The sequence below is a fragment of the Streptomyces sp. NRRL B-1347 genome, assembly GCF_000720325.1.
Lineage (GTDB): Bacteria > Actinomycetota > Actinomycetes > Streptomycetales > Streptomycetaceae > Streptomyces.
In genome coordinates this window covers 1-22,139 of sequence record NZ_JOJM01000044.1, presented here as the reverse complement: position 1 = coordinate 22,139, position 22,139 = coordinate 1, and the positions used below count along the sequence as shown (strand labels likewise).

Here is a 22,139-nt window from a genome sequence, read left to right as displayed (position 1 = left end):
GACACCGAGACGGGCTCGGGCGAGTGTGTTCAGGGCACTGAAGAGGCTTGCCGCTGGGGTGAGTTCCTCGACGAGGTCGAGCGCTTCGACGCCGGATTCCTCGGGGTCTCCCCTCCGGAGGCGGACCTCATCGACTCCCAGCGGCGACTCGTTCTCGAACTCGCCCAGGAAGCCCTGGAGGTGTCGGCCCGACCCCTCGGTCGGATACCGCGCGCAGGGACGAGCGGGAGCTGCTGGTGACCTTGCTGCACTCGGCGGCCGCGACCCGGCAGCCGGAACTGGCCGCCCCGGTGCCGGACCGGCTTCGCAGGCCGGTCATGGCCGACACCCTCGGCGTCAACGGGCGGGCGGTGGAGCGACATCTGACGAGCTGTTATCGAACGATGTCGACCTCCGGCCGCCCGGGGCTCGCCGCCGTGCTCAAGGACGCGGGCCTGTTCGACAGAGGAAGGCCGGAGGCCCGGCCGGTGCCATTCCGACTACGGCTCCGGCCCCGGCTCAGACCCCGTCGGGGACGCTCAGCGCCGCGAAGTGCTCGTCGAGGACGCTCAGCACGTCAGCGGCGCGTTCGTTGAGGTAGAAGTGCCCGCCGGGGAAGATCCGCAGGTCGAAGTCGGCCGTGGTGTGCCGATCCCAGTCGCGGGCCTCGTCGATCGTCGTCTTGGCGTCGCTGTCGCCGACCAGGGCGGTGACCGGGATGTCCACCGTGACGCCGGGCGGGCAGCGGTACGTCTCCACTGCCCGGTAGTCCCCGCGCAGCGCGGGCAGGATCATGCGTAGGAGTTCGTCGTCGCCGAGCACCCGGTCGTCGGTGCCGCTCAGGGCCTTGACCTCGGCGATGACCCCGTCGTCGTCGCGTAGGTGGACGTTCTCCTCGCGGTGGCGGGAGGGGGCCCGCCGGCCGGAGACGAAGAGCCGTACGGGGGCCGTGCGGCCGTCCCGCTCGAACCTTCGAGCGACCTCGAAGGCGACGAGCGCGCCCATGCTGTGGCCGAAGAAGGTGAGCGGACGGTCGGCCTCGCCGCGCAGCGCCTCGTGCACGCGGTCCGCGAGTGTGCCGATGTCGTCGATCAGCGGTTCCTTGCGCCGGTCCTGGCGGCCCGGGTACTGCAGCGCGACGACGTCGACGTGCGGGGCGAGGGCGTTGGCGACGGGCACGTAGTAGCTGGCCGAGCCCCCCGCGTGCGGGAAGCAGATCAGGCGGTGGGCGGCGGGGGACACCGGTTGGAACCGGCGGCACCACTGGCCGTCGTCTTGGGGGCTCACACTCACGCTGCTTCCATTCCCTTTTCTCTCTTTGCTTCTGTGTATCGACCGTGGAGCATTGCCTGTTCAGGTGGACACCACACCACTATCGGGGGCGCGTGAGTCCAGGGGGGTCACGCGTCGGGGAGTCTGGGCGAATCCCTCGTCCTTGGCCCGGCACGCCGGTCACGCGTTGAAGGAACGGGTGGGCCGATGGCATAAATCTGAGCGCCGGACGCGAATCGAGGCGCCGGACCCGCAGCGAGGAGTTCGGCATGCCCAGCACCACGAATCCGCGGACCTCCAACGGCGAAGCAGTACGCGGCCCCACGGGCAGACGGCTCTTCGCGGTCAGCGACCTGCACGTCGCCTACGAGCAGAACCGGGCGGTCGTTAAGGATCTGTACCCCTCCGACCTCTCCGACCTCTCCGACTGGCCGATCGTCGCGGGTGACGTCGGGGACGCGGGTGACATCGGGGAGTTGACCGTGGATGTCGAGTGGGCGCTGCGACTGCACTGGCGCCGCCGTTACCGGGCAGCCACCGTGGTCTACGGCCATCTCCACATCCCCCGCACCATCTGGCACGACGGAGTGCCGCACCGCGAGGTGTCTCCGGGCCACCCGCGCGAGTGGCAGGCCCGCGGCCGACCCGATCCGCTGCTGCGCGAGCCCCTGCCCCGCCGGGGTGCCCTGTCCCAGCGAGGTGCCCGATGACGCCGCTGATGCGCCGGCTGCTGCCGGACCATGTCGAAGTGACCGAGGTGCGCGGCGAGTTGTCGGCTCCGCCGCTGTTCCCGGAGGAGGCCGCGACGGTGGCACGGGCGGTGGCCAAGCGGCGACGGGAGTTCGCCACCGGCCGCCGCTGCGCCCGCCTGTCGCTGGCGGCGCTCGGCTGTACGGCGGCCCCGCTGTTGCCGGGCCCGTCGGGTGCGCCCTGCTGGCCCGCCGGGGTGGTCGGCGCGATCTCCCACTGCGCCGGGTACCGGGTGGCCGCGGTCGCCCACGATCGCGATCTGGCGGGGCTCGGCATCGACGCCGAACCGGCCGGTCCCTTGCCGGAAGGCGTCCTCGACGCGGTGTCGCTGCCCGAGGAACGGGCCGACCTAGCCCGGCTGACGAGCGCGGCGCCCCACATCCCCTGGGACCGCTTGCTGTTCAGCGCCAAGGAGGCGGTCTACAAGGTGTGGTTCCCCCTCACCCTCAAACCGCTCGGCTTCGAGGACGCCCGGCTGCGCTTCGCCCGCGAGCCAGGAGCGGCGGGCATGGAGCACGGCACGTTCTCGGTCCGGCTGCTGGTGCCCCTGCCGCCCGAGCTCATACGGGCGGCCGACGGCGGGGCCGTGGACCTGACGGGCCGGTGGCTGGTGGGCGAGGGCATGGTGCTCACCGCCCTGACGCTCCCCGCGGTCGGCTCCGGCACCGAGCGGCCCGCCTGAGAACGGGCCGAGACACCGGCCGAGACACAGACGGGGCAGCTGATGCCGGCATGTCCCGCAGCTCCAGAGCCACCCCCGTCCCCCATCACGGTCTCCGCCGCGACCACGGGCGGCGGGGCCGTGTCCGCCCTCCAGTTCCTCGACTGGCCGGACGGCCGCCGCCGTACCCACGTCCAGGACGTCCGGCTCACCGGTGACGACGGCCGAGGGACAGGGCGTACGGCGGATCTGCCACGGAGAAGCGGTCCCGTGTGCCGGGTGCACACGGGACCGCTTCTTCGTGGTGTCCCCGGGTCAGAACTCGTCGAGCTCCAGGGGCGCGAGCTCGGCGAACACATCCCCCGGCCCGGGGTTGGCCGGGTGGCAGTCGCCGCCGAGATGACGTACGACACCCCACACGGCGTTCAAGGCCGTGGTGACCGCGCCCTCCGCGAAGCCGCCGGTCCAGGAGACGTCGTCGCCGGCCAGGAAGAATCCTCGCTGGTGCTCAGGCAGCGCGTCCTGCATGAAGTGGGTGAACAGGCGGCGCTGGTAGCGATAGTGGCCCGGCAGGTTGGCCTTGAAGGCTCCGGTGAACCAGGGTTCGTTCTCCCAGGTGACGGCCACCGGCGGCGCGATGATGTGTGACCGGATGTCCACGCCCGGATAGATTTCGCCGAGCGAGCGCAGGACGACCTCCAACCGCTCCTCGGCGGACAACGCGGCGACCCGCTGCGAGTCGTCGTTCCAGGTGTAGGACAGACACATCACTCCGGGTCGGCCGGGCCCCCAGTCGTTGAGGTACACCGAACGCGGCAGCCTGTCGGTGAGCGTCATCCCCATCACGTCCCGCCCGGTCGCGGCGTCGACGTCCAGCCAGAACGGCCGGTCGGTGAGCGCGAACAGTTTGGAGGAACTCATGTAGTGGGTGCGCTCGATCGCCGACCGGACCGGCCCGGGCAGCAGCGCGTCGTCGCAGGCGACCCGGCTGTTCAGCAGGCGGTGCTGCCCGGTGAAGACCACCGCCCGGTAGTCGCGCGTCCGGCCGTCGGCGTCGGTGACCTCGATACGCTCCCCCGCGCGACGCAGCGCGGTGACGGCGGGCCGGGGCCGGTCGTCGTGGAGCGTGGCGAGCGACGTACCGGCCGGCCAGTGCGCGAGGCCCTCGGGAGCGTGCCGCCACAGGCCCAGCGGTACCTGTTCGCAGCCTCCCTCGATGGACTGCTGGTCGACGTCGGCCTCGGTGTAGACGACGCGGAGGATCTCCAGCATCGAGTTGGGGAAGTCGGTGTCCCAGCCGCCGGTGCCGAAGCCGACCTGCCCGAAGAGCTCACGGAGCCGGAAGGAGGCGAAGGCGGGCGTGGAACTGAGGAAGCCGTAGAAGGACTGGTCGTCCAGCTGCGGCACGAGGCGGTTCCACAGCGCCTTGATCGTGGCCGTGTCCCGGGTGCGGATCGCCTCCTGCATGACCCATACGTCGGCCCGCTCGCGCAACGTCTTGTCCCAGGCGTCGGCGACCTCCCGGTAGACGGGCGGCAGATCGGCCTCGGTCCGGGCCCAGTGGCTGACGCCGCCGATGTCCAACACCGTCATGGGGGTGGACGGGCCGAGCGGGTTGGGGAACGGCGTGGTGCGCAGGCCCAGCATGCGAACGTAGTGGAACAGCGAGGCGGCCGAGAGCGGGAACCGCATGGCTCCCAGCTCGGCCACCTCGTCCGGGAACCCGTCGAAGCCGGCGGAGCGCATCCGGCCGCCCAGGCGTCCCGCCTCGTGGAGAACCGGACGCAGTCCCATCCGCATCAGTTCGTACGCGGCGACCAGCCCGGCCATCCCGCCGCCGACGATCGCGACCTCGGTTCCCACAGCGTCGGCCGGGACGCCGCCCAGGCCCGCCGGGTGGCGCAGCCAGTCGTCGTAGGCGAAGGGAAAGTCGGGGCAGAGCATGGTGATTCGAGAGTTCGACGGGCCACTCCCGTGGAGGGCAGTGGGGAGCATGTTGGACCTATCCCCTCGTCGCGCCGGGACCCGCTGCGGGCCGACCGGCCCTTCCCCGTGGTATCGAACCCGGACCTCGCGCATCACACATGGTTTCTCCCTGTGGTGGGTGGGCGGCCTCTAGCCCAGCACGCCGTGCGGGACACGGACCAGCGAGGACAGAGGACTCTAGGGAATTGCTGGTCACGGCCGCCCAGCACCGACCAGCCCGGACCACAGCCATGGCCCACCTGCCCGCCCTGCACCCGCACGGGTAAGTGGCATCAGGTGGGAATGGCTGTTGACGCGTCGTCATTTCGCGCGGCACGCGGGAAGACGCACTTCGATGGGTCGGTATCGCCCTGCCCTTCGTGGCGTTGACCGCGAAGCAGCTCTGGGTGTGTCCGGTTCCGGGGTCACCGCGCTGATTGACGTGGTGAGCGCTGCCCGGGGGCAGCGCCCACCATCACCGCCTCGCCCGGCGGGCGCTCCGCTGCCGGACCCGCGGGCGCATCGCCTTGCGGGCGTCGATGGCCACTACCTCGAAGTTGTCCACAGTACGGTTCACCCGGCCGAAGAGATTGTCCGGACCCGCGATGCAGACCTTGGTGATGCCTTGCTCCCGCATCGTTTCCACCATGTCCGGCCAGCGGATCGGGTGGTCGAAGGTGTCGAGCAGCATGGTGCGCACACCGTCCGCGCCGGTCAGCAGTTCGCCGTTCTGGTCGGCGACGACCGGCAGCTTGGGGTCGGCCACCTCGAAGGTGCCGAGCACCTCCTCCGCCTTGCGGCGCAGGGCGCCGAACGCCGGGGCGTGCACGGGCGGCCACATGGTGTACATGTTGTACCCCCCGAGCTCGCCGATCCGCTTCTTGAACCGGTCGAGCACGGGCTCGCGCAGGGACACGAGGTAGAAGCCCTGGTCGATGTAGCCGGAGACGTCGTGCCACTCCCCCTCGGCGTCCAGTTCGGCCAGCGCCTCCTGAAGCCGCTCCTCGGGGGTGTGGATCACGCAGTGCGTGACCGCGTCACGGTGCTCCTGCCGGAAGTACTCCTCCTCGCAGCGCGCCAGTTCGGCGGTGAGCCGCACGGTCTCCTCGAACGGCAGGGACCCCGCGTAGGTCACCGCGGCCCGCTGGCCGAAGCTCGGTCCGGCGCACAGCTCGGGCCGCTCTCCCAGCGTCTCCTCCGCCCAGTCGGCCAGGGAGAGGCAGACGGTCAGGAAGGCGATCTGGGTGTGCGCGGTGTACTGCCCCTCCTCGTCGGCGTCCGACTGGCGGTACCGGTCGAACACGGAGTACCCCACCACCTCGTCGGCGATCGCGAGCCGGCGCCGGGCATGGGGGTTGGTCAGCAGGAACTCGCCCACATCGGTGAAGCGGAAGGGCCCCATCCCGGGGAAGACCATCGCCGTGCGGCTGGTCTCCGGATCGGATGTCCGCGGCTCTGTGGCCTGTGGCTCGGTGGCCTGTGGCTCGGTGGCCTGCTGCTCTGTCATGCCTTCGCTCGCGGCGTCAGGTCGAGAGCCAGCTGCTCGAGCTTTCGTTTGTCGGGCTTGCCGTTTCGGTTCAGGGGGAATCGCTCCAGGACGTGAATGCGGTTGGGGTGCTCGAAGTCGGGCAGCAGGGAGGTGATCGGCTCCCGCCAGTGCCGCGGCTCGCGCTGCTGCTCGTCCTCCACGAAGAAGAAGAGCTGGCAGCCGCGCTGTTCGTCGGGGACCGGGACGATCTTGACGAGGCAGCCGGCCGCGGCCAGCTTGTGCTCGATGATCTCGGGGTAGAGCGTGTGGCCGTTGCGGTGCGCCGCGGCCTTCCTGCCGAGGACGAAGAGGTTGTCCCCGCCGTCCAGATAGCCGAAGTCGCCGGTGGGGTACCAGTCGGCCCTGGCCGGGTCGACGGGGGTGACCGTGCCGTCCTCCGCCAGATAGCCCTCCATCAGGTCGGGCGAATGGATCTGGATCTCCCCGACCTCGCCGGAGGTGAGGACGGCGCCCTCGTCGTCGACGATCCGCAGCTTCAGGCCCTCGACGGCCCGCCCGCAGGCGACCGCGTTGTCCTCGGTGGCGAAGGCCACGTTCCCGGCCTCGGTGCTGCCGTAGCTGTCCAGCAGGGGCAGTCCGAATCGCTCGACGTAGTCGGCGACCAGGCCGGGGTCCAGCGGGGCCGCCCCGCTGCAGAACATCCGGACACCGGACAACTCGTCCGCCAGGGCGGGCTTGCTGCCGATCATGTTGAGCATGCTGCGGTAGCTGGCCGGGGTGGCGTCGACCACCGTGGCCCCGCAGGTGCCCGCCATGGTCATCGCCCGGTCGAGGCGCCGGTAGGGCGCGATGACCAGCGAGCACTTGACCAGCCAGGCGATGAGCACCATGGACAGCCCGTACTGGTGGGAGAAGGGCAGCAGCGGCAGCAGGACGTCATCGGGGCGATGGCCCACCTGCTGGGCGTTGCGCTCCAGGTTCTTCAGGAACTTCGCCCCGGTCTTGACGATGCCCTTGGGCTCCCCGGTGGATCCGGAGGACCACATGATCAGGCCGTCGGGCAGCTCGCACCAGGTGTCGAGGGACAGCCGCCGCTCGGCGGGGGTCTGCTCCATGGACGCCATGAGCAGCTCGTAGACGGTGACCCTGGCCGGGCCGCTCTTGGGCATCGGGGTGTCGTCGTCGACCACACAGATCTTGACCCCGGCCCGGTCGCAGATGCGCTGGGTGGCCTCCGCCCGCTCCTGGTGGTCGACCATGACGATCGACGCGCCGGTGTGCATCAGGGCGAGGAGGACCCCGACGAAGCCGACGGAGTTGCTGGCCTTCAGCATGACCCGGGTGCCGTCGCCGACCCCGCGCTCACGGAGGGCTTCGGCGATGGCCAGGGCCCTCTGTTCGAACTCGGGAAGCGCATGCACCGCTTCCGTCGCAAAGACCTTTGCGGTCATCGGGTTTCACTGAGCCTTTCTTCTTCTTGAAGTCTCTTGGGGGGAGCCACCCACGACGCCGACGCTCCGCGAGCCGTGGGCCGGGACCGCGAGTCCCCCCGGAGGTCTCCGGGGGGACTCGCGGGCCGTCAGGTGTCGAGGTCGCCGAGCATCATGTCGATCAGGTCGTCGTCGTCCATCGCGTCGATGGAGTCCGTCTCCTTCTCCTCGGTGTCCTTCTCGGCCTGGTCCTTGCCGCTCGCCAGCTCGGTGAGTGTGTCGAGCAGACCCGCGCGGCGCAGCCGCTCCAGCGGGATCGACGTCAGCAGGGCGCGGATCCTGGCCTCTTCCGGATCGACGTCCGGCTCGGCCGGGCCGTCCGTCGCCACCCGGCCGCGCAGATACTCGGCGAGCACCGCGGGCGTGGGGTTGTCGAAGATCAGCGTGGAGGGGAGGCGGAGCCCGGTGGCCGAGTTCAGCCGGTTGCGGAACTCCACGCCCGCCAGCGAGTCGAAGCCGAGGTTCTGGAAGGAGCGGTCGGGCTCGATGGACTGGGCGCCGCTGTGCCCGAGGACCATCGCCGCGCTGCCGCGCACCAGATCGAGCAGCGCCCGCTCGAGTTCGGCTCCGGCCAGACCGGCCAGCCGTACCTTGGCCGATTCGGGAGCGGTCGCCTTGCCGCCGCCCGCCGCCTTGCTCCGCGCCCGGACCACGCCGCGCAGCAGGGTGGGGATGTCGGTCTGGCCGCTGAGCGCGGAGGTCTCAAGGCGCATCGGCACGAGCAGGGCGTCCTCGCTCACGGCGCCGGCGTCCAGCAGACGCAGACCGCCCGCCATGGACAGGGCCGCCATGCCCTCGCGCGCCATGCGCACCATGTCCGCCTGGCTGAGGGTGCCGGTCATGCCGCCGGCCTGCTCCCACGGGCCCCAGGCCAGTGAGACCGCCGGGAGGCCGAGGCCGCGCCGGTGTGCGGCGAGCGCGTCCAGGAACGAGTTGGCGGCGGCGTAGTTGCCCTGTCCCGGGCTGCCGAACACACCGGCGACGGAGGAGAACATCACGAACTCCGCCAGGTCCGTCTCCCGGGTCAGCTCGTGCAGGTTCCACGCCGCGTCGACCTTCGGCTCGAAGACCGCGTCGATCCGCTTCGGCGACAGGGTGTCGATGACACCGTCGTCGAGTACGCCCGCCGCGTGCACGACCGCGGTCAGCGGGTGGTCGGCGGGTATGCCGGACAGCACCTGCTCCAGCGAGGCACGGTCGGCCACGTCACAGGCCGCCAGTGTCACCGAGGCGCCCGCCTCGGTCAGTTCGGCCGCGAGGTCGGCGGCGCCCTCCGCGTCCGGCCCGCGCCGGGAGACCAGCACCAGGTTGCGCACGCCGCGCTCGGCCACCAGATGGCGTGCCACCTCGCGGCCCAGGCCGCCGGTGCCGCCGGTCACCAGTACCGAGCCCTCGGGGTCGAGGGTCCGGGGCATGGTGAACACGTTCTTGCCGATGTGCCGGGCCTGGCTGATGTACCGCACCGCGTCCGGGGCCCGCCGCACGTCCCACGCCGTCACCGGGATGGGGTGCAGCGCGCCGCTGTCGAAGAGCTCGACCAGCTCGACCAGCATCCGCTGGACCCAGTCGTAGTCGGCCGCGACCAGGTCGTACGCCGTGTACTTCACCCCGGGGTGGTCCTGGGCGACGACCTCGGGGTCGCGCACGTCGATCTTGCCCATCTCCAGGAACCGCCCGCCCCTGGGCAGCAGCCGCAGGGAGGCGTCGACGAACTCGCGGGCGAGCGAGTCCAGCACCATGTCCATGCCCCGGCCGCCGGTCGCCTCCATGAAGCGCGGCTCGAAGTCCAGGTCACGGGAGGAGGAGATGTGTTCCTCGTCGAATCCCATCGCCCGCAGGGTGTCCCACTTGCCGGGGCTGGCCGTGGCGTACACCTCGGCGCCGAGGTGGCGTGCGAGCTGCACGGCCGCCATGCCCACACCGCCGGTGGCGGTGTGCACCAGGATGGACTCGCCCGCCCGCAGCTTGCCGAGTTCCACCAGGCCGATGTAGGCGGTCAGGAAGACCACCGGCACGGAGGCTCCCTGCGCGAACGTCCAGCCGCGCGGCATGTGGACGATCTGCCTCCGGTCGGCGATCGCGATGGGCCCGAACGAGGCGTTGATCATGCCCATGACCCGGTCTCCGGGGGCCAGGTCGGTCACGCCCGGGCCGACCTCCAGGACCACACCGGCGCCCTCGCCGCCCATGGTGGCGTCGTCCTCGGGGTACATGCCGATGGCGATCAGCGCGTCACGGAAGTTCAGACCGGCGGCACGCACCGCGATCCTGACGTATCCGGGGGCCAGCGGCGCCTCCGCCGCAGGGTCGGGCAGCAGCGAGAGGTTGTCCAGGGTGCCGCCGCCCGTGGTGCCGAGCTTCCACGCCGAGGTGCCGACGGGGGCTTCGAGCACCCGCCCGGAGGCGTTCCTGGCGAGCCGGGGGACCAGCCCCTGGCCGGCGCGGACCGCCACCTCGCGCTCGCCCGCCGCCATCGCGGTCGTCACCACACCGGCGGCCGCGGTGGCCGATTCGGCGTGGCGGTCGAGGTCCACCAGGAGGAGCCGGCCCGGGTTCTCCGTGGCCGCCGAGCGCACCAGTCCCCACACGGCGGCGTTGGCCAGTCCGGCGACGCCCTCGCCCGGTCCCGCGGCGACCGCGTCGCGGGTCACCACGACCAGCCGGGATCCGTCGAACCGGTCCTCGGCGAGCCAGGACTGCACCAGGGCCAGCGCCCGGTGGGTGGCCTTGTGGGCGGCGTCGGCGAGATCGTCGACGTCCGGCCCGGCGTCGCACCAGGCCCAGACCACGTCGGGCACCGCGGCACCCTCGTCGAGGGCGGTGACGAGCGCGTCCACTCCGGTGTACTCGGCGTGCTCGACACCGGAGGCGGCGAGCAGTTCGCTCACCCGCGCCCGGTCGGCGCCGACCACGGCCGTGGACACACCGGCCGCGGTCCGGTCGCCGCCGCGAGCGGTGGCGAGCACGTCCCAGTTGGCCCGGAAGAGCGTTCCGTCGCCGCCGGTGGAGCGCGGCCCGGACGCGAACCGCTCGGCCGCCACCTCCCGCACCACCAGCGACTCCACCGAGGCGACGGGCGCGCCCGTGGCGTCGGTCACCAGCAGCGCGACCGTGTCCTTGCCCTGCGGGCGCAGCCGCACTCGCACCCGTCCGGCGCCCACCGCGTGCAGGGTCACCCCGGTGAAGGAGAACGGCAGGGTCACGCGTCCGCTCTCGCCGCCGAAGTCGCCCATCTCCATGGCGTGCAGAGCGGCGTCGAGCAGGGCGGGGTGCAGACCGAACCGTCCGGCTTCCTGAGCGGCCGAGTCCGGCAGCGCCACCTCGGCGTAGACGTCGCCGTCAAGGCGCCAGACCGACTCCAGGCCCTGGAAGACCGGTCCGTATCCGTAACCGACCTGGGCCAGGCCCTCGTAGAAGCCCTCCATCGGCACCTGTTCGGCGCCCGGGACGGGCCACTGCAGCAGGCTGTCGGTGACCGCGGCGCCGCTGTCCGCCTCGAGGACGCCCTGGGCGTGCCGCACCCACTCCTCCCCCGGCTCGTCACTGTCGGAGCGCGAGTACACGCCCAGCGGCCGTACGCCGGACGCGTCGGCGGGGCCGACCACGAGCTGGACGCGGACGCCGCCCTGCTCCGGCAGGAGGAGCGGGGTCTCAAGGGTGAGTTCGCCGAGCCGTCCCGCCCCGGTCTCGGTGCCCGCGAGCAGGCCGAGCTCCACGAATCCGGTGCCGGGGAAGAGCACTCCACCGGCCACGGCGTGGTCGGCGAGCCACGGGTGGGTCTGCAGCGACAGGCGTCCGGTCAGCACCGTGCGGTCGCCCTCGGCCAGTTCGGTGAGGCCGCCGAGCAGCGGGTGGTCCACCCTGCCGAGGCCGACGCTCCGGGCGTCGCCGGTCACGGCGCCGCCCGACTCGAGCCAGTACCGCTTGTGCTGGAAGGCGTAGGTCGGCAGGGCGACGCGCTGTGCGCCGCGCCCGGAGTACACCGCGTCCCAGTCCACGCCGACGCCGTTCGCGTACAGGGTGGCGACCGCCTGCGCCAGCGTCTGGGCCTCGGCGCGCCCGGAGCGGGCCAGGGGCACGAAGGCCGCGTCGGCGCCGACGGCGTCCAGGCAGTCCTGGCCCATCGCGGTCAGCACGGCGTCGGGGCCGAGCTCCACGCACGTCGTCACGCCCTGGTCGGCGAGGCGGCGCATGCCGTCGTCGAAGCGGACCGCTTCCCGCACATGGCGGACCCAGTACTCCGGGGTGGCCAGTTCGGCGCCCGCGACATCGCCGGTGACGTTGGAGATGACCGGGATGGCCGGGGTCGAGTACGCCAGGCAGGCGGCGATCTGGCCGAACTCCTCCAGCATGGCGTCCATCCGGGGGGAGTGGAACGCGTGGCTGACCCGCAGTCGCTTGGTCTTGCGGCCCTGGGCCTCCCAGTGGGCGGCGAGTTCGAGCACCGCGTCCTCGTCGCCGGAGAGCACCACCGAGGTGGGGCCGTTGAGCGCCGCCAGCGACACCTGGTCCTCGCGGCCCTCCAGGCTCTCGGCCACCTCTTGCTCCGTTGCCTGGACGGCCACCATGGCGCCGCCCTCGGGCAGTTCCTGCATCAGCCGTCCGCGGGCCGCCACCAGGGCGCACGCGTCCTCCAGGGACAGCACCCCGGCGACGTGGGCCGCGGCGATCTCGCCCACCGAGTGCCCCATCAGGAAGTCGGGGCGCACGCCCCAGGACTCCAGCAGGCGGAACAGGGCCACCTCGAAGGCGAAAAGACCGGCCTGGGTGAACATCGTCTGGTTGAGCTCGTCACCGGTCGCGGCGGCGTCGTCGTCCTCGGGGCCGAAGACCACGTCGAGCACGGAGGCCCCGAGGCGCACATCCAGGTAGTCGCACGCCTCGTCGAACACGTCGGCGAAGAGCGGGTAGGTCTCGTGGAGTTCACGGCCCATGCCCAGCCGCTGGGCGCCCTGGCCGGTGAACAGGAACGCCACCCGCTGCGCCGTGGACCTGCCAAGGACCAGGCCCGGCGCGTCGGTCTCCTCGGCGAGCGCCGCGAGGCCGCGCAGCAGCCCCTCGCGGTCGGACGCCACCACCACGCCACGGTGTTCGAGCGCGGCTCGTGTCACGGCGGACGACCATCCGACGTCGACCGGCCGCGCGTCGGGGTGGCGCACCACGTGCTCGCGCAGCCGCGCGGCCTGCGCCCGCAGCGCCTCCTCGCTCCTGGCGGAGACCAGCCAGGACACGGGCTGGGAGGCCGTGTCCGGGTCGGCGTCGGCGTCCGTGGTGGGGGCCGGCTCCTGCGGCGGGGCCTGTTCGATGATGGCGTGCGCGTTGGTGCCGCTCATGCCGAACGAGGAGATGCCGGCCCGGCGTGGCCGCCCGGTCTCCGGCCAGGCGCGCTGCTCGGCGAGCAGCGCCACACCGCCCGACGACCAGTCCACGTGCGGGGTCGGTACCTCCACGTGCAGCGTCTTGGGCAGGATGCCGTGGCGCATGGCCATCACCATCTTGATGACGGCGCCCACACCGGCGGCCGCCTGGGTGTGGCCGATGTTCGACTTGAGGGAGCCCAGCCACACCGGGTCCCCCTCCGGGCGGCTCTCGCCGTAGGTGGCGAACAGCGCCTGCGCCTCGATGGGGTCGCCGAGCGAGGTTCCGGTGCCGTGCGCCTCGATCACGTCGATCTGGTCCGCGGTCAGCTCGGCGTTGGCCAGCGCCTGCCGGATGACGCGCTGCTGGGAGCGCCCGTTGGGGGCCGTCAGGCCGTTGCTGGCGCCGTCCTGGTTGACGGCGGAGCCGCGCACGATGGCCAGCACCTCGTGGCCGTTGCGCCGGGCGTCGGAGAGCCGCTCCACCAGGAGGACGCCGACGCCCTCGGCCCATGACGTGCCGTCGGCCTCGGCACCGAACGCCTTGCAGCGCCCGTTGGAGGAGAGCCCGCGCTGGCGGCTGAAGAGGATGAAGTCACCCGGGGTCGGCATGGTGGCGACGCCGGTGGCGAGCGCCAGATCGCACTCCCCCTGGCGCAGCGAGTGCGCCGCCTGGTGCAGGGAGACCAGCGACGAGGAGCACGCGGTGTCCACGGTCCACGCCGGGCCCTCGAAGCCGAAGGTGTAGGAGATGCGCCCGGCGGCGACGCTGCCCGCGATGCCGGTCAGCGCATAGCCCTCGAGGCCGCTCTTGGTGCTCTGGAGGTGGGGCCCGTAGTCGTGGTGCTCCGCGCCGGTGAAGACGGCGGTGCGGCTCCCCCGCAGCTCGGTCACGTCGATTCCGGCCCGCTCGAAGACCTCCCAGCTGGTCTCGAGGAGCAGCCGCTGCTGCGGGTCCATGGCGAGCGCCTCGCGCGGCGATATGCCGAAGAACTCCGCGTCGAACTCGGGCGCGTCGTGGATGAACCCGCCCTCGGTCGCGTAGCTGGTGCCGGGGCGGTCCGGGTCCGGGCTGTAGAGCGCCTCCAGGTCCCAGCCGCGGTCGGTGGGGAACGGCGTGATGGCGTCCACGCCCTCGGAGACGACCTTCCACAGGTCCTCGGGGCTGTTGATGCCACCGGGGAAGCGGCAGCTCATCCCGACGATCGCGATGGGGTCGTCCGAGCCCACGACGGCACGCGCGGGGGCGGCCTCGTCCGTGGCCACGGGCACGATCCGCCGGTGGAGGTGGTCCACCAGTTCGCCGGGGGTCGGGTGGTCGTAGGCGAGCGTCACCTCGAGGGTGAGCCCGGTGGCGGCGACCAGTCCGCGGTGCAGAGTGACCGCCGCCAGCGAGTCGAGGCCCAGGTCGAGGAACGAACTCCCGGCGTCGAGGGTGCGCGGCGACTCGGACCGCAGCGCCGCGGCTACGTGTGCGCGTACCAGGTCGAAGAGGACCCTGCGCTGTTCGAGGTCCGGCAGTTCGTGGAAGTCCGAACCGAGTGAGGGCAGTTCAGTGCTCTCGTCACGGCCCGGTCCAGCCTGCGCGATGGAATCTCCCGAGTCACTGGACCCGTTCAACATGGTGCTCACCTAACTCCTGCCTTGGGTAAAACCCTGCGTCAAAGCTGTGTGCCGCGCCGGCCTCGGCTGCGGCGTGGGGCGCCCGCCCGCGGGCCGTCGGTGCGGGCGGGCGCGTACTGCGCTAGAGGCCGGACACCCAGTCCTCGATGGCCTGTGCGGTGGTGGCCGCCTGCTTCTCCACCATCGTGAAGTGGGTTCCGGGTACGTCGATCACGGAGTCGGCCGGCCAGTCCGACTGCCAGCCCGGCGCGTCCGGGTCCAGCTCTCCCATCGGTTCCGCCGCACGGACGAGAAGGCTGGGAACCGCGCTCTCCGGCGGCTTCCACCCCTCGAACAGATGCAGGTACCACCCCATGGCGGACATCCGGACGCCCTCCATGGAGACGAGGGCGTCCCGCTCGTACATCTCGTCGAGCATGGTGTTCTCGAACTGGCCGATGCTCGCGCTGTCCGGGAGGTAGGTGTCCAGCAGGACGACTCCCGCGGGCGGTGTGCCCTGGCTCTCCAGAGCGGCGGCCACCGAGTGGGCGACCATTCCGCCGGCCGACGAACCGACGAGGACGACCGGGGCGCCGTCGGCGTACTCCGAGACGATCCGCGCCTGGAGGCGGAACAGCGCCTCCGGGGTGGCCGGAAGGCTCTCGCCCTGGACGAACCCCACGGCGGGCAGGGCCGCGACGTCCCGGCTGCCCCGGAAGGGGGCGGCGAGCTGCGCGTACTGGTGGACGCCGCCCAGCGCCATGTAGGAGGAGCAGCACATCAGCCGGGGGTGCTCGGCACCCCGGGAGAGCCGCACGGGCCTGATGGTCCCCTCGAAGTCGGCCGGGTCCTCGAAGGTGGGACGCAGCCGCGCGGCGTTCACCAGCAGATCCATGCCGATCTTGGTCTTGCCCAGCGCCGCCGCCTCCCGGAACAGGGAGCCGAGGGTGTCGGGCGCGTCCGCCTGCGAGGCCGGAGGCGCGGTCGCGGGCGTCGACGTGGCGGCCTGGGCCGACGGCGCCTTGGGCCGGCGGTCGGCGGGAGCGGACGCGATTCCGGCCGCGAGCCGGGGCCGCAGATGGGACACCAGCTCCAGGGGGCGCGGATGGTCGAAGACCACCGTGGTGTCAAGGCGGAGGCCGGTGACCGCGGCGAGCTGGTTCCGGAACTCCACCGCCGTGAGGGAGTTGAAGCCCATCTCCATGAACTCGTGGCTGGTGTCGACCTCGTCGGGTGACGTGTACCCGAGCACCGCGGCGGCGAGCGTACGCACCAGTTCGAGCAGCGCCTCCTCGGTCTCGGTCTCCGAAAGGCCTGCCAGTCGCCGGCGCAACTGGGCGGACTGGTCGCCGGACTCGGACTCGGCCGCCCGGGCCGTGCGCCGGGCCGCGGGCTCCGGGACGACGGCACGGAACACGGCGGGCATCGCGGCCCCCTGGGCGCGCAGCGCACCCAGGTCGAGGCGGGTGGGGATCACCACGGCCCGGCCGGAGGTGACGCCCTCGTCGAACAGCTCCAGGCCCTCCTCGGAGGAGAGCGGCACCAGACCCGAACGCGCCACCCGGCGCAGGTCCTCCTGCCCGAGGTGCCCGGTCATGCCGCCGGCCTGTTCCCACAGGCCCCATGCCAGCGAGACGCCCGGCAGCCCCTGGGTGCGCCGCCACGACGCGAGGCCGTCCAGGAACACGTTGGCCGCGGCGTAGTTGCTCTGTCCGGCCGCGCCGAGCACACCGGCGGCCGAGGAGAAGAGGACGAACGCCGACAGGTCCATGTCCGCGGTCAGTTCATGCAGGTTCCAGGCCGCGTCCACCTTCGCCCGCAGCACCGCGCTCACCCGCTCGCGCGTCAGGGACGCGAACAGCCCGTCGTCGAGCACCCCGGCCGCGTGCACCACAGCGCTCGGCGCGAACTCTTCGGGCAGCCCCGAAAGGACCGTGGCGAGTGCCTCGCGGTCCGCGGCGTCGCACGCCTCGATCACCACTTCGGCGCCCGCGGCCTCCAGGTCGGTCCGCAACCCGGCGGCGCCGTCGGCCTCCGCCCCGCGGCGGGACAACAGCACCAGCTTCCGGACGCCGTGCCGGGTGACCAGATGCCGGGCCACCAAGCCGCCCAGCAGCCCTGTGCCCCCCGTCACAAGGACCGAGCCGGAACCGAACACCTCCCGCTCCTGAGCCTCGCCCGAGAGCGGCGCCCGGCCCAGGCGCGGCACGCGGACCTCGCCGGAGCGCACCACCACCTGCTCCTCGCCGGAAGCCGCCACGCCCGCGAGGAGCCCGGCCGACCGTTCGACGTCATCGATGTCGACCAGCACCACCTGGCCCGGGTTCTCCGACTGCGCCGAGCGCACCAGTCCCCACACGGCCGCGCCCGCCAGATCCGTCACACCGTCGCCGGTGTCCACGGCCCCCCGGGTCACGAGCACCAGCCGGCTCCCCGCGAACCGCTCGTCCGCCACCCAGGACTGGACGGTCTCCAGTACCTCGGCGACCCGCGCATGCACCTCGCCCGCCACGGCCGAGCCGTCCGAAGCCACCGGCAGCACCACAGTGCCGGGCATGAGCGTGCCCGACGCCACGGCGTCACCGAGCGCCGCCGGGTCCGTGTACACGTCGGTGGTGACGCCCGACGCCTCCAGGGCGGCGCCCACGCCGAGGCGGTCGTCGCCAAGGACCACCGACCAGCCCGACGCCACGCCCTCGGCGGGCGCGGCCGCGCCCGCCGTCCACTCCATGAGGAACAGCGCGTCACCGGTCTTGCGGCTCGCGTTCCTCAGCGCGTCCGCCTGCATGGGCCGCAGAACGAGCGAGTCGACCGACGCCACCGGGCGGCCCGACGTGTCGGCTATCGCCAGGGACACCGCCTGACGCCCGTCCGGGACCACCCGGACGCGCAGCGCTCCCGCGCCGACGGCGTCCAGGGAGAAGCCTCGCCACGAGAACGGCAGCAGAGTGCCCGCGCTCGGCGCGTCGTCGCCGCCGCGCACTTCCTTGCCCACGCCGATGGCGTGGAGGGCCGCGTCGAACAGCGCCGGGTGCAGGCCGAAGTACTTCGCGGTGCCGAGCTGGTCCTCGGGCAGTTCGACGTCGGCGAACACCGCGTCGCCGCGTCGCCAGGCGCGCCGCAGCCCTTGGAACGCGGGGCCGTAGCGCAGCCCGTGTTCGGCGGCGTGCTCGTATCCGCCCGAGATGTCGACGGGCTTGGACCCGGAGGGCGGCCACTTCACGAAGTCGAAGGAGGCGGCCGGGCCGGGCGGGGTGAGCACACCGTGTGCGTGCCGTACCCACGGCTCCCCGAGGTCGGCCCGGTCATCGGCCGACTCCGGTCGTGAGTACACGCTCACCTCACGATGGCCCTCGGCATCGGCCTCCCGCACCTCGACCTGGATCTGCACCCCGCCGCGCTCGGGCATCACCAGGGGCGCCTCGATCACCAGCTCGTCGACCCGGGGGCACCCCACCTGGTCACCCGCTCGGGCGGCCATCTCCATGAAGGCCGTCCCGGGCACCAGCGCCATGCCCTGCACCGTGTGATCGGCGAGCCAGGAGTGCGTGGCCATCGACAACCGCCCGCTGAGCAGCACCCCGTCGCCGCCCGCCAGGGAGAGCACGGCGCCCAGCAGCGGGTGCCATACCGGTCCGAGGCCCACCGAGCCGACGTCGCCGACGGCCGCCATGGAGTCGAGCCAGTAGCGCTGACGCTGGAAGGCGTACGTGGGAAGGGCCACCCGCCGCGCGCCGCGCCCGGAGAACACCCGCTCCCAGTCGACTGCGGCGCCGTGGACGTGGAGTTCGGCGACGGCGGCCGTCAGCGCCTGGACCTCCGTCCGGTCCTTGCGCAGCATCGGCACCGTCACCGGGCCGACCGCGGCCCGCTCGGACCGCTCGCCCAGACAGTCCTGGGCCATCGCCGACAGCACGGCGTCCGGGCCGACCTCCAGGAAGGTGTTCACTCCCTGCGCCTCAAGGCTGCGTACACCGTCGGCGAAGCGCACGGCCGCGCGCACGTGCCGCACCCAGTACTCCGGCGAACACACCTCGGCGTCCGAAGCCGGTTCTCCGGTGACGTTGGAGACGAAGGGGATGGCCGACGGGGCGAACGACAGCCCCTCGACGACCTTGCGGAAGTCGTCCAGCATGGCGTCCATGCGGGGCGAGTGGAAGGCGTGACTGACGCGCAGGCGGCGGGTCTTACGGCCCTGCTCGGCCCACTGCCCGGCGATCTCCAGTACGGCGGCCTCGTCACCGGCGATGACCACGGCGGTCGGGCCGTTGACGGCCGCGATGCTCACCTCGGCCTCACGACCGGCAAGCGACGCCGCGATCTCCTCCTCCGACGCCTGCACCGCCACCATCGCGCCGCCCTCCGGCAGCGCCTGCATCAGACGGCCACGCGCCGCGATCAGCGTGCACGCGTCCTTAAGGGAGAACACTCCCGCCACATGCGCGGCAGCGATCTCACCGACCGAATGCCCGATGAGCACGTCCGGGGTGACACCCCAGTGCTCAAGGAGCCGGAACAACGCCACCTCGACCGCGAAGAGCGCGGGCTGCGTGAACGCGGTCCGGTCCAGCAGTTCGGCGTCCGCGCCACCCTCGGCCGCGAACATCACGTCCTTCAGCGGACGGTCCAGCAGCACATCCAGATGGGCGCACACCTCGTCCAGAGCCTGAGCGAACACCGGGAAGGAGTCATACAACTCCCGCCCCATACCCAGGCGTTGCGCACCCTGGCCGGTGAACAGGAACGCGGTCCTGCGGCCCTTCACCGCCTGTGCCCTGACCACACCCGGAGCGATCTCGCCCTGCGCCACGGCCCGAAGGCCACGCAGAAGGCTTTCGCGGTCCTCGCCGATCACCACCGCGCGGTGCTCGAACGCCGACCGGGACACCGCCAGGGAGTAGCCGACGTCCGCCACCGGTGCGGCCGCGGGATCGTCGTCCCGCGAGGATCCCTGAGCCGTCAGACGCGTGTGCAGCCGCTCGGCCTGTGCCCGCAGCGCGGCCTCGCCCTTGCCGGAGACGAGCCACGGCACGACGGCGGCGGCGACCGTTCCGGGTGCCTCGGCTCCCGGGCCCTCCTGCGGATCGGCCGGCCCCGGCTCCTCGGCTTCGGGGGCCTGCTCGATGACGGTGTGCGCGTTGGTGCCGCTGATCGCGAAGGAGGAGATCGCCGCCCGGCGGGGCCGGCCCGTCTCCGGCCAGGGCCGTGCCTCGGTCAGCAGTTCCACGGCCCCCGCCGACCAGTCCACGTGCGGGGTCGGCTCGTCGACGTGCAGCGTCTTCGGCAGGACGCCGTGCCGCATCGCCATCACCATCTTGATGATCCCCGCGACACCCGCCGCCGCCTGCGCGTGACCGATGTTCGACTTGATGGATCCCAGCCACAGCGGCCGGTCCGCGGGCCGGCCCTGGCCGTAGGTGGCCAGCAGTGCCTGCGCCTCGATCGGGTCACCCAGCGTGGTACCCGTACCGTGCGCCTCCACCACGTCGACGTCGTCCGGGGTGAGTCCCGCGTTGTCGAGCGCCTGCCGGATCACCCTGCGCTGCGACGGGCCGTTGGGGGCCGTCAGGCCGTTGCTGGCGCCGTCCTGGTTCACCGCGGAGCCGCGCATCACCGCCAGCACGGGGTGGCCGTGGCGGCGGGCGTCGGACAGGCGTTCCACGAGCAGCACGCCGACGCCCTCGGACCAGTTGGTGCCGTCCGCGGCAGCCGCGAAGGGCTTGCAGCGGCCGTCGGAGGCGAGTCCCCGCTGACGGCTGAACTCGGTGAACGTTCCGGGGCCTGCCATCACGGTGATGCCGCCGGCCAGGGCGAAGTCGCACTCGCCCTGGCGCAGCGCCTGCGCGGCCAGATGCAGCGTCACCAGGGACGACGAACACGCCGTGTCCACCGTGACCGCGGGGCCTTCGAGGCCGAGGACGTAGGAGATCCGGCCGGAGGTGACGGCGGGCGTCTGCCCCGTCATCAGATGGCCTTCGACCTCTTCGGCCTCGATCGGTCCTGCCGCGCCGTACCCCTGGAAGGCGGCGCCCATGAACACGCCGCCGGTGCTGCCCTTGACGGACAGCGGGTCGATGCCCGCCCGCTCCAGAACCTCCCAGGACACCTCAAGGAGGAGCCGCTGCTGGGGGTCCATCGCCAGCGCCTCACGCGGGGAGATGCCGAAGAACACGGGGTCGAACTGCGCGGCGTCGTGCAGGAACCCGCCCTCGTTCACATAGCTCGTGCCCTGGCTGTCGGGGTCCGGGTTGTACACCTCCTCGTGCCAGCCGCGGTCTGTCGGGAACGGCGAGAGTCCGTCGGCGCCGTCCGCGACCATGTTCCACAGCTCCTCGGGAGAGCTGATCCCACCGGGGAAGCGGCAGCTCATCGCGACGATCGCGATGGGCTCACGCTGCTTCGCCTCCACCTCCTGAAGGCGCTGCCGGGTGCGGTGCAGATCGGTCGTCACCCTGTTGAGGTAGTCGCGGAGCTTCGTCTCGCTCACTGTGTGCCGTCACTTTCTTTAAAGTCAGGGGGGTCAGAGGGCGCTGGACACCGGTTCAGGACAGCCCGAGCTCGTTGTCGATGAAGGCGAACAGTTCGTCGTTGGACGACGATCCGATCCGTTCGACCACCTCGGCGGAGCCGGAGTCGTCGGAAGCCTCGACCAGCTTCTCCAGGAGCTCCCTCAGCCGTCCGGCCGCCTTCGTGCGCGCCTCGCCGTCGTCCATCACGTGGGAGAGCAAGGGCTCCAGCTTGTCGAGCTCGGCGAAGACCAGGGGTTCGCCCGTGCCGCCGTCCGGCAGGAGTTCCTCCCGCAGGTGGACCGCCAGCACCGTGGGGGTCGGGTGGTCGAAGACCAGCACCGCCGACAGCCGCAGCCCGGTCTCCGCGTTGAGCCGGTTGCGCAGTTCCACCGTGGTCAGCGAGTCGAAGCCCATCTCCTTGAAGGCCATGTCGGGCTCCACCGCCTCCGGCGAGCCATGGCCGAGGACGGTGGCCACCTGCACCCGCACCAGGTCAAGGAGTGCCCGGTGTTGGTCGGCCGCGGAGAGACCGGCCAGGCGGTCCCGCAGCGACCCGGTGCCGGTGTGCGTGGGCTCCGACGCCGCGGCCCGGCGCCGGGGAACCCGCACCAGGCCGCGCAGCAGCGCGGGGACGTCACCGGTCTGGGCCTGGGCGCGCAGAGCGGCGAGGTCCACGTGGGTCGGCACGAGCACGGTCTCGTCGGTCCTGAGCGCGTCGTCGAACAGCGCGAGGCCCTCGCGCGAGCTGAGCGCGTTCAGCCCGGCTCGCGCGATGCGCTGGAGGTCCGCCTCGCCGAGGTCCCCGGTCATCTCACTGCGCTGCTCCCACATGCCCCAGGCCAGGGAGACCGCGGGGAGGCCGAGCCCGCGCCGCTGGTGTGCCAGGGCGTCCAGGAAGGCGTTGGCCGCGGCGTAGTTGGCCTGGCCGCCGCCACCGAAGTTGGAGGAGGCCGAGGAGAACACCACGAACGCGGAGAGGTCGAGGTCGCGGGTCAGCTCGTGCAGGTGCAGCGCCGCGTCCACCTTCGGACGCAACACCCTGTCCACCCGCTCCGGCGTCAACGA

8 protein-coding genes and 2 pseudogenes are annotated in these 22,139 nt (G+C 72.2%); 3 read left to right on the top strand and 7 right to left on the bottom strand.

The features are described 5' to 3' along the window. Positions 1 to 45 precede the first annotated feature (45 nt). A pseudogene (locus IG74_RS54780) lies at positions 46 to 240 on the top strand (beta-ketoacyl synthase N-terminal-like domain-containing protein); the annotation flags it as partial. 258 nt (positions 241 to 498) lie between these two features. Here the strand turns inward: IG74_RS54780 and IG74_RS0130110 are convergent. Then, positions 499 to 1,272, bottom strand: coding sequence for a thioesterase II family protein (locus tag IG74_RS0130110; RefSeq protein WP_037826261.1), 774 nt, complete (start codon positions 1,270 to 1,272; stop codon positions 499 to 501). Between the two features lie 248 nt (positions 1,273 to 1,520). On the opposite strand from IG74_RS0130110, the gene IG74_RS54775 reads away from it, so the two are divergent. Beyond that, positions 1,521 to 1,961 (top strand): hypothetical protein, encoded by a 441-nt coding sequence (locus IG74_RS54775; RefSeq protein WP_030683827.1) that lies wholly within the window; start codon positions 1,521 to 1,523, stop codon positions 1,959 to 1,961. Continuing rightward, the gene (locus IG74_RS0130100; RefSeq protein ID WP_030683824.1) at positions 1,958 to 2,683 is read left to right on the top strand and encodes a 4'-phosphopantetheinyl transferase family protein; all 726 of its coding nucleotides are present in this window, start codon (positions 1,958 to 1,960) and stop codon (positions 2,681 to 2,683) included. Before IG74_RS54775 ends, IG74_RS0130100 begins: the two co-directional genes overlap by 4 nt. 294 nt (positions 2,684 to 2,977) lie before the next feature. Here IG74_RS0130100 and IG74_RS0130095 read toward each other — a convergent pair whose 3' ends face one another. From IG74_RS0130095 to IG74_RS0130070, 6 genes and pseudogenes are all read right to left on the bottom strand, one after another. Next, complete coding sequence (locus tag IG74_RS0130095) at positions 2,978 to 4,606, bottom strand: flavin monoamine oxidase family protein (protein WP_030683823.1); 1,629 nt, start codon at positions 4,604 to 4,606, stop codon at positions 2,978 to 2,980. Positions 4,607 to 5,102: 496 nt separating this feature from the next. Beyond that, entirely contained in the window at positions 5,103 to 6,134 is a 1,032-nt protein-coding gene (locus tag IG74_RS0130090) for an ACP S-malonyltransferase (protein ID WP_030683822.1), read from the bottom strand. Next, a complete protein-coding gene (locus IG74_RS0130085) occupies positions 6,131 to 7,567 on the bottom strand; it encodes a class I adenylate-forming enzyme family protein (RefSeq protein ID WP_030683820.1) in 1,437 nt (478 codons plus the stop codon). Before IG74_RS0130085 ends, IG74_RS0130090 begins: the two co-directional genes overlap by 4 nt. Before the next feature lie 128 nt (positions 7,568 to 7,695). Beyond that, positions 7,696 to 14,595, bottom strand: a complete 6,900-nt coding sequence (locus tag IG74_RS0130080) for an SDR family NAD(P)-dependent oxidoreductase (protein ID WP_420709960.1) — start codon at positions 14,593 to 14,595, stop codon at positions 7,696 to 7,698. 112 nt (positions 14,596 to 14,707) lie between these two features. Beyond that, positions 14,708 to 21,052, bottom strand: a pseudogene (locus tag IG74_RS0130075) (type I polyketide synthase); the annotation flags it as partial. 55 nt (positions 21,053 to 21,107) lie between these two features. Beyond that, positions 21,108 to 22,139 (bottom strand): beta-ketoacyl reductase (locus IG74_RS0130070; protein WP_030683807.1); only part of this gene is annotated, 1,032 nt, incomplete at its 5' end.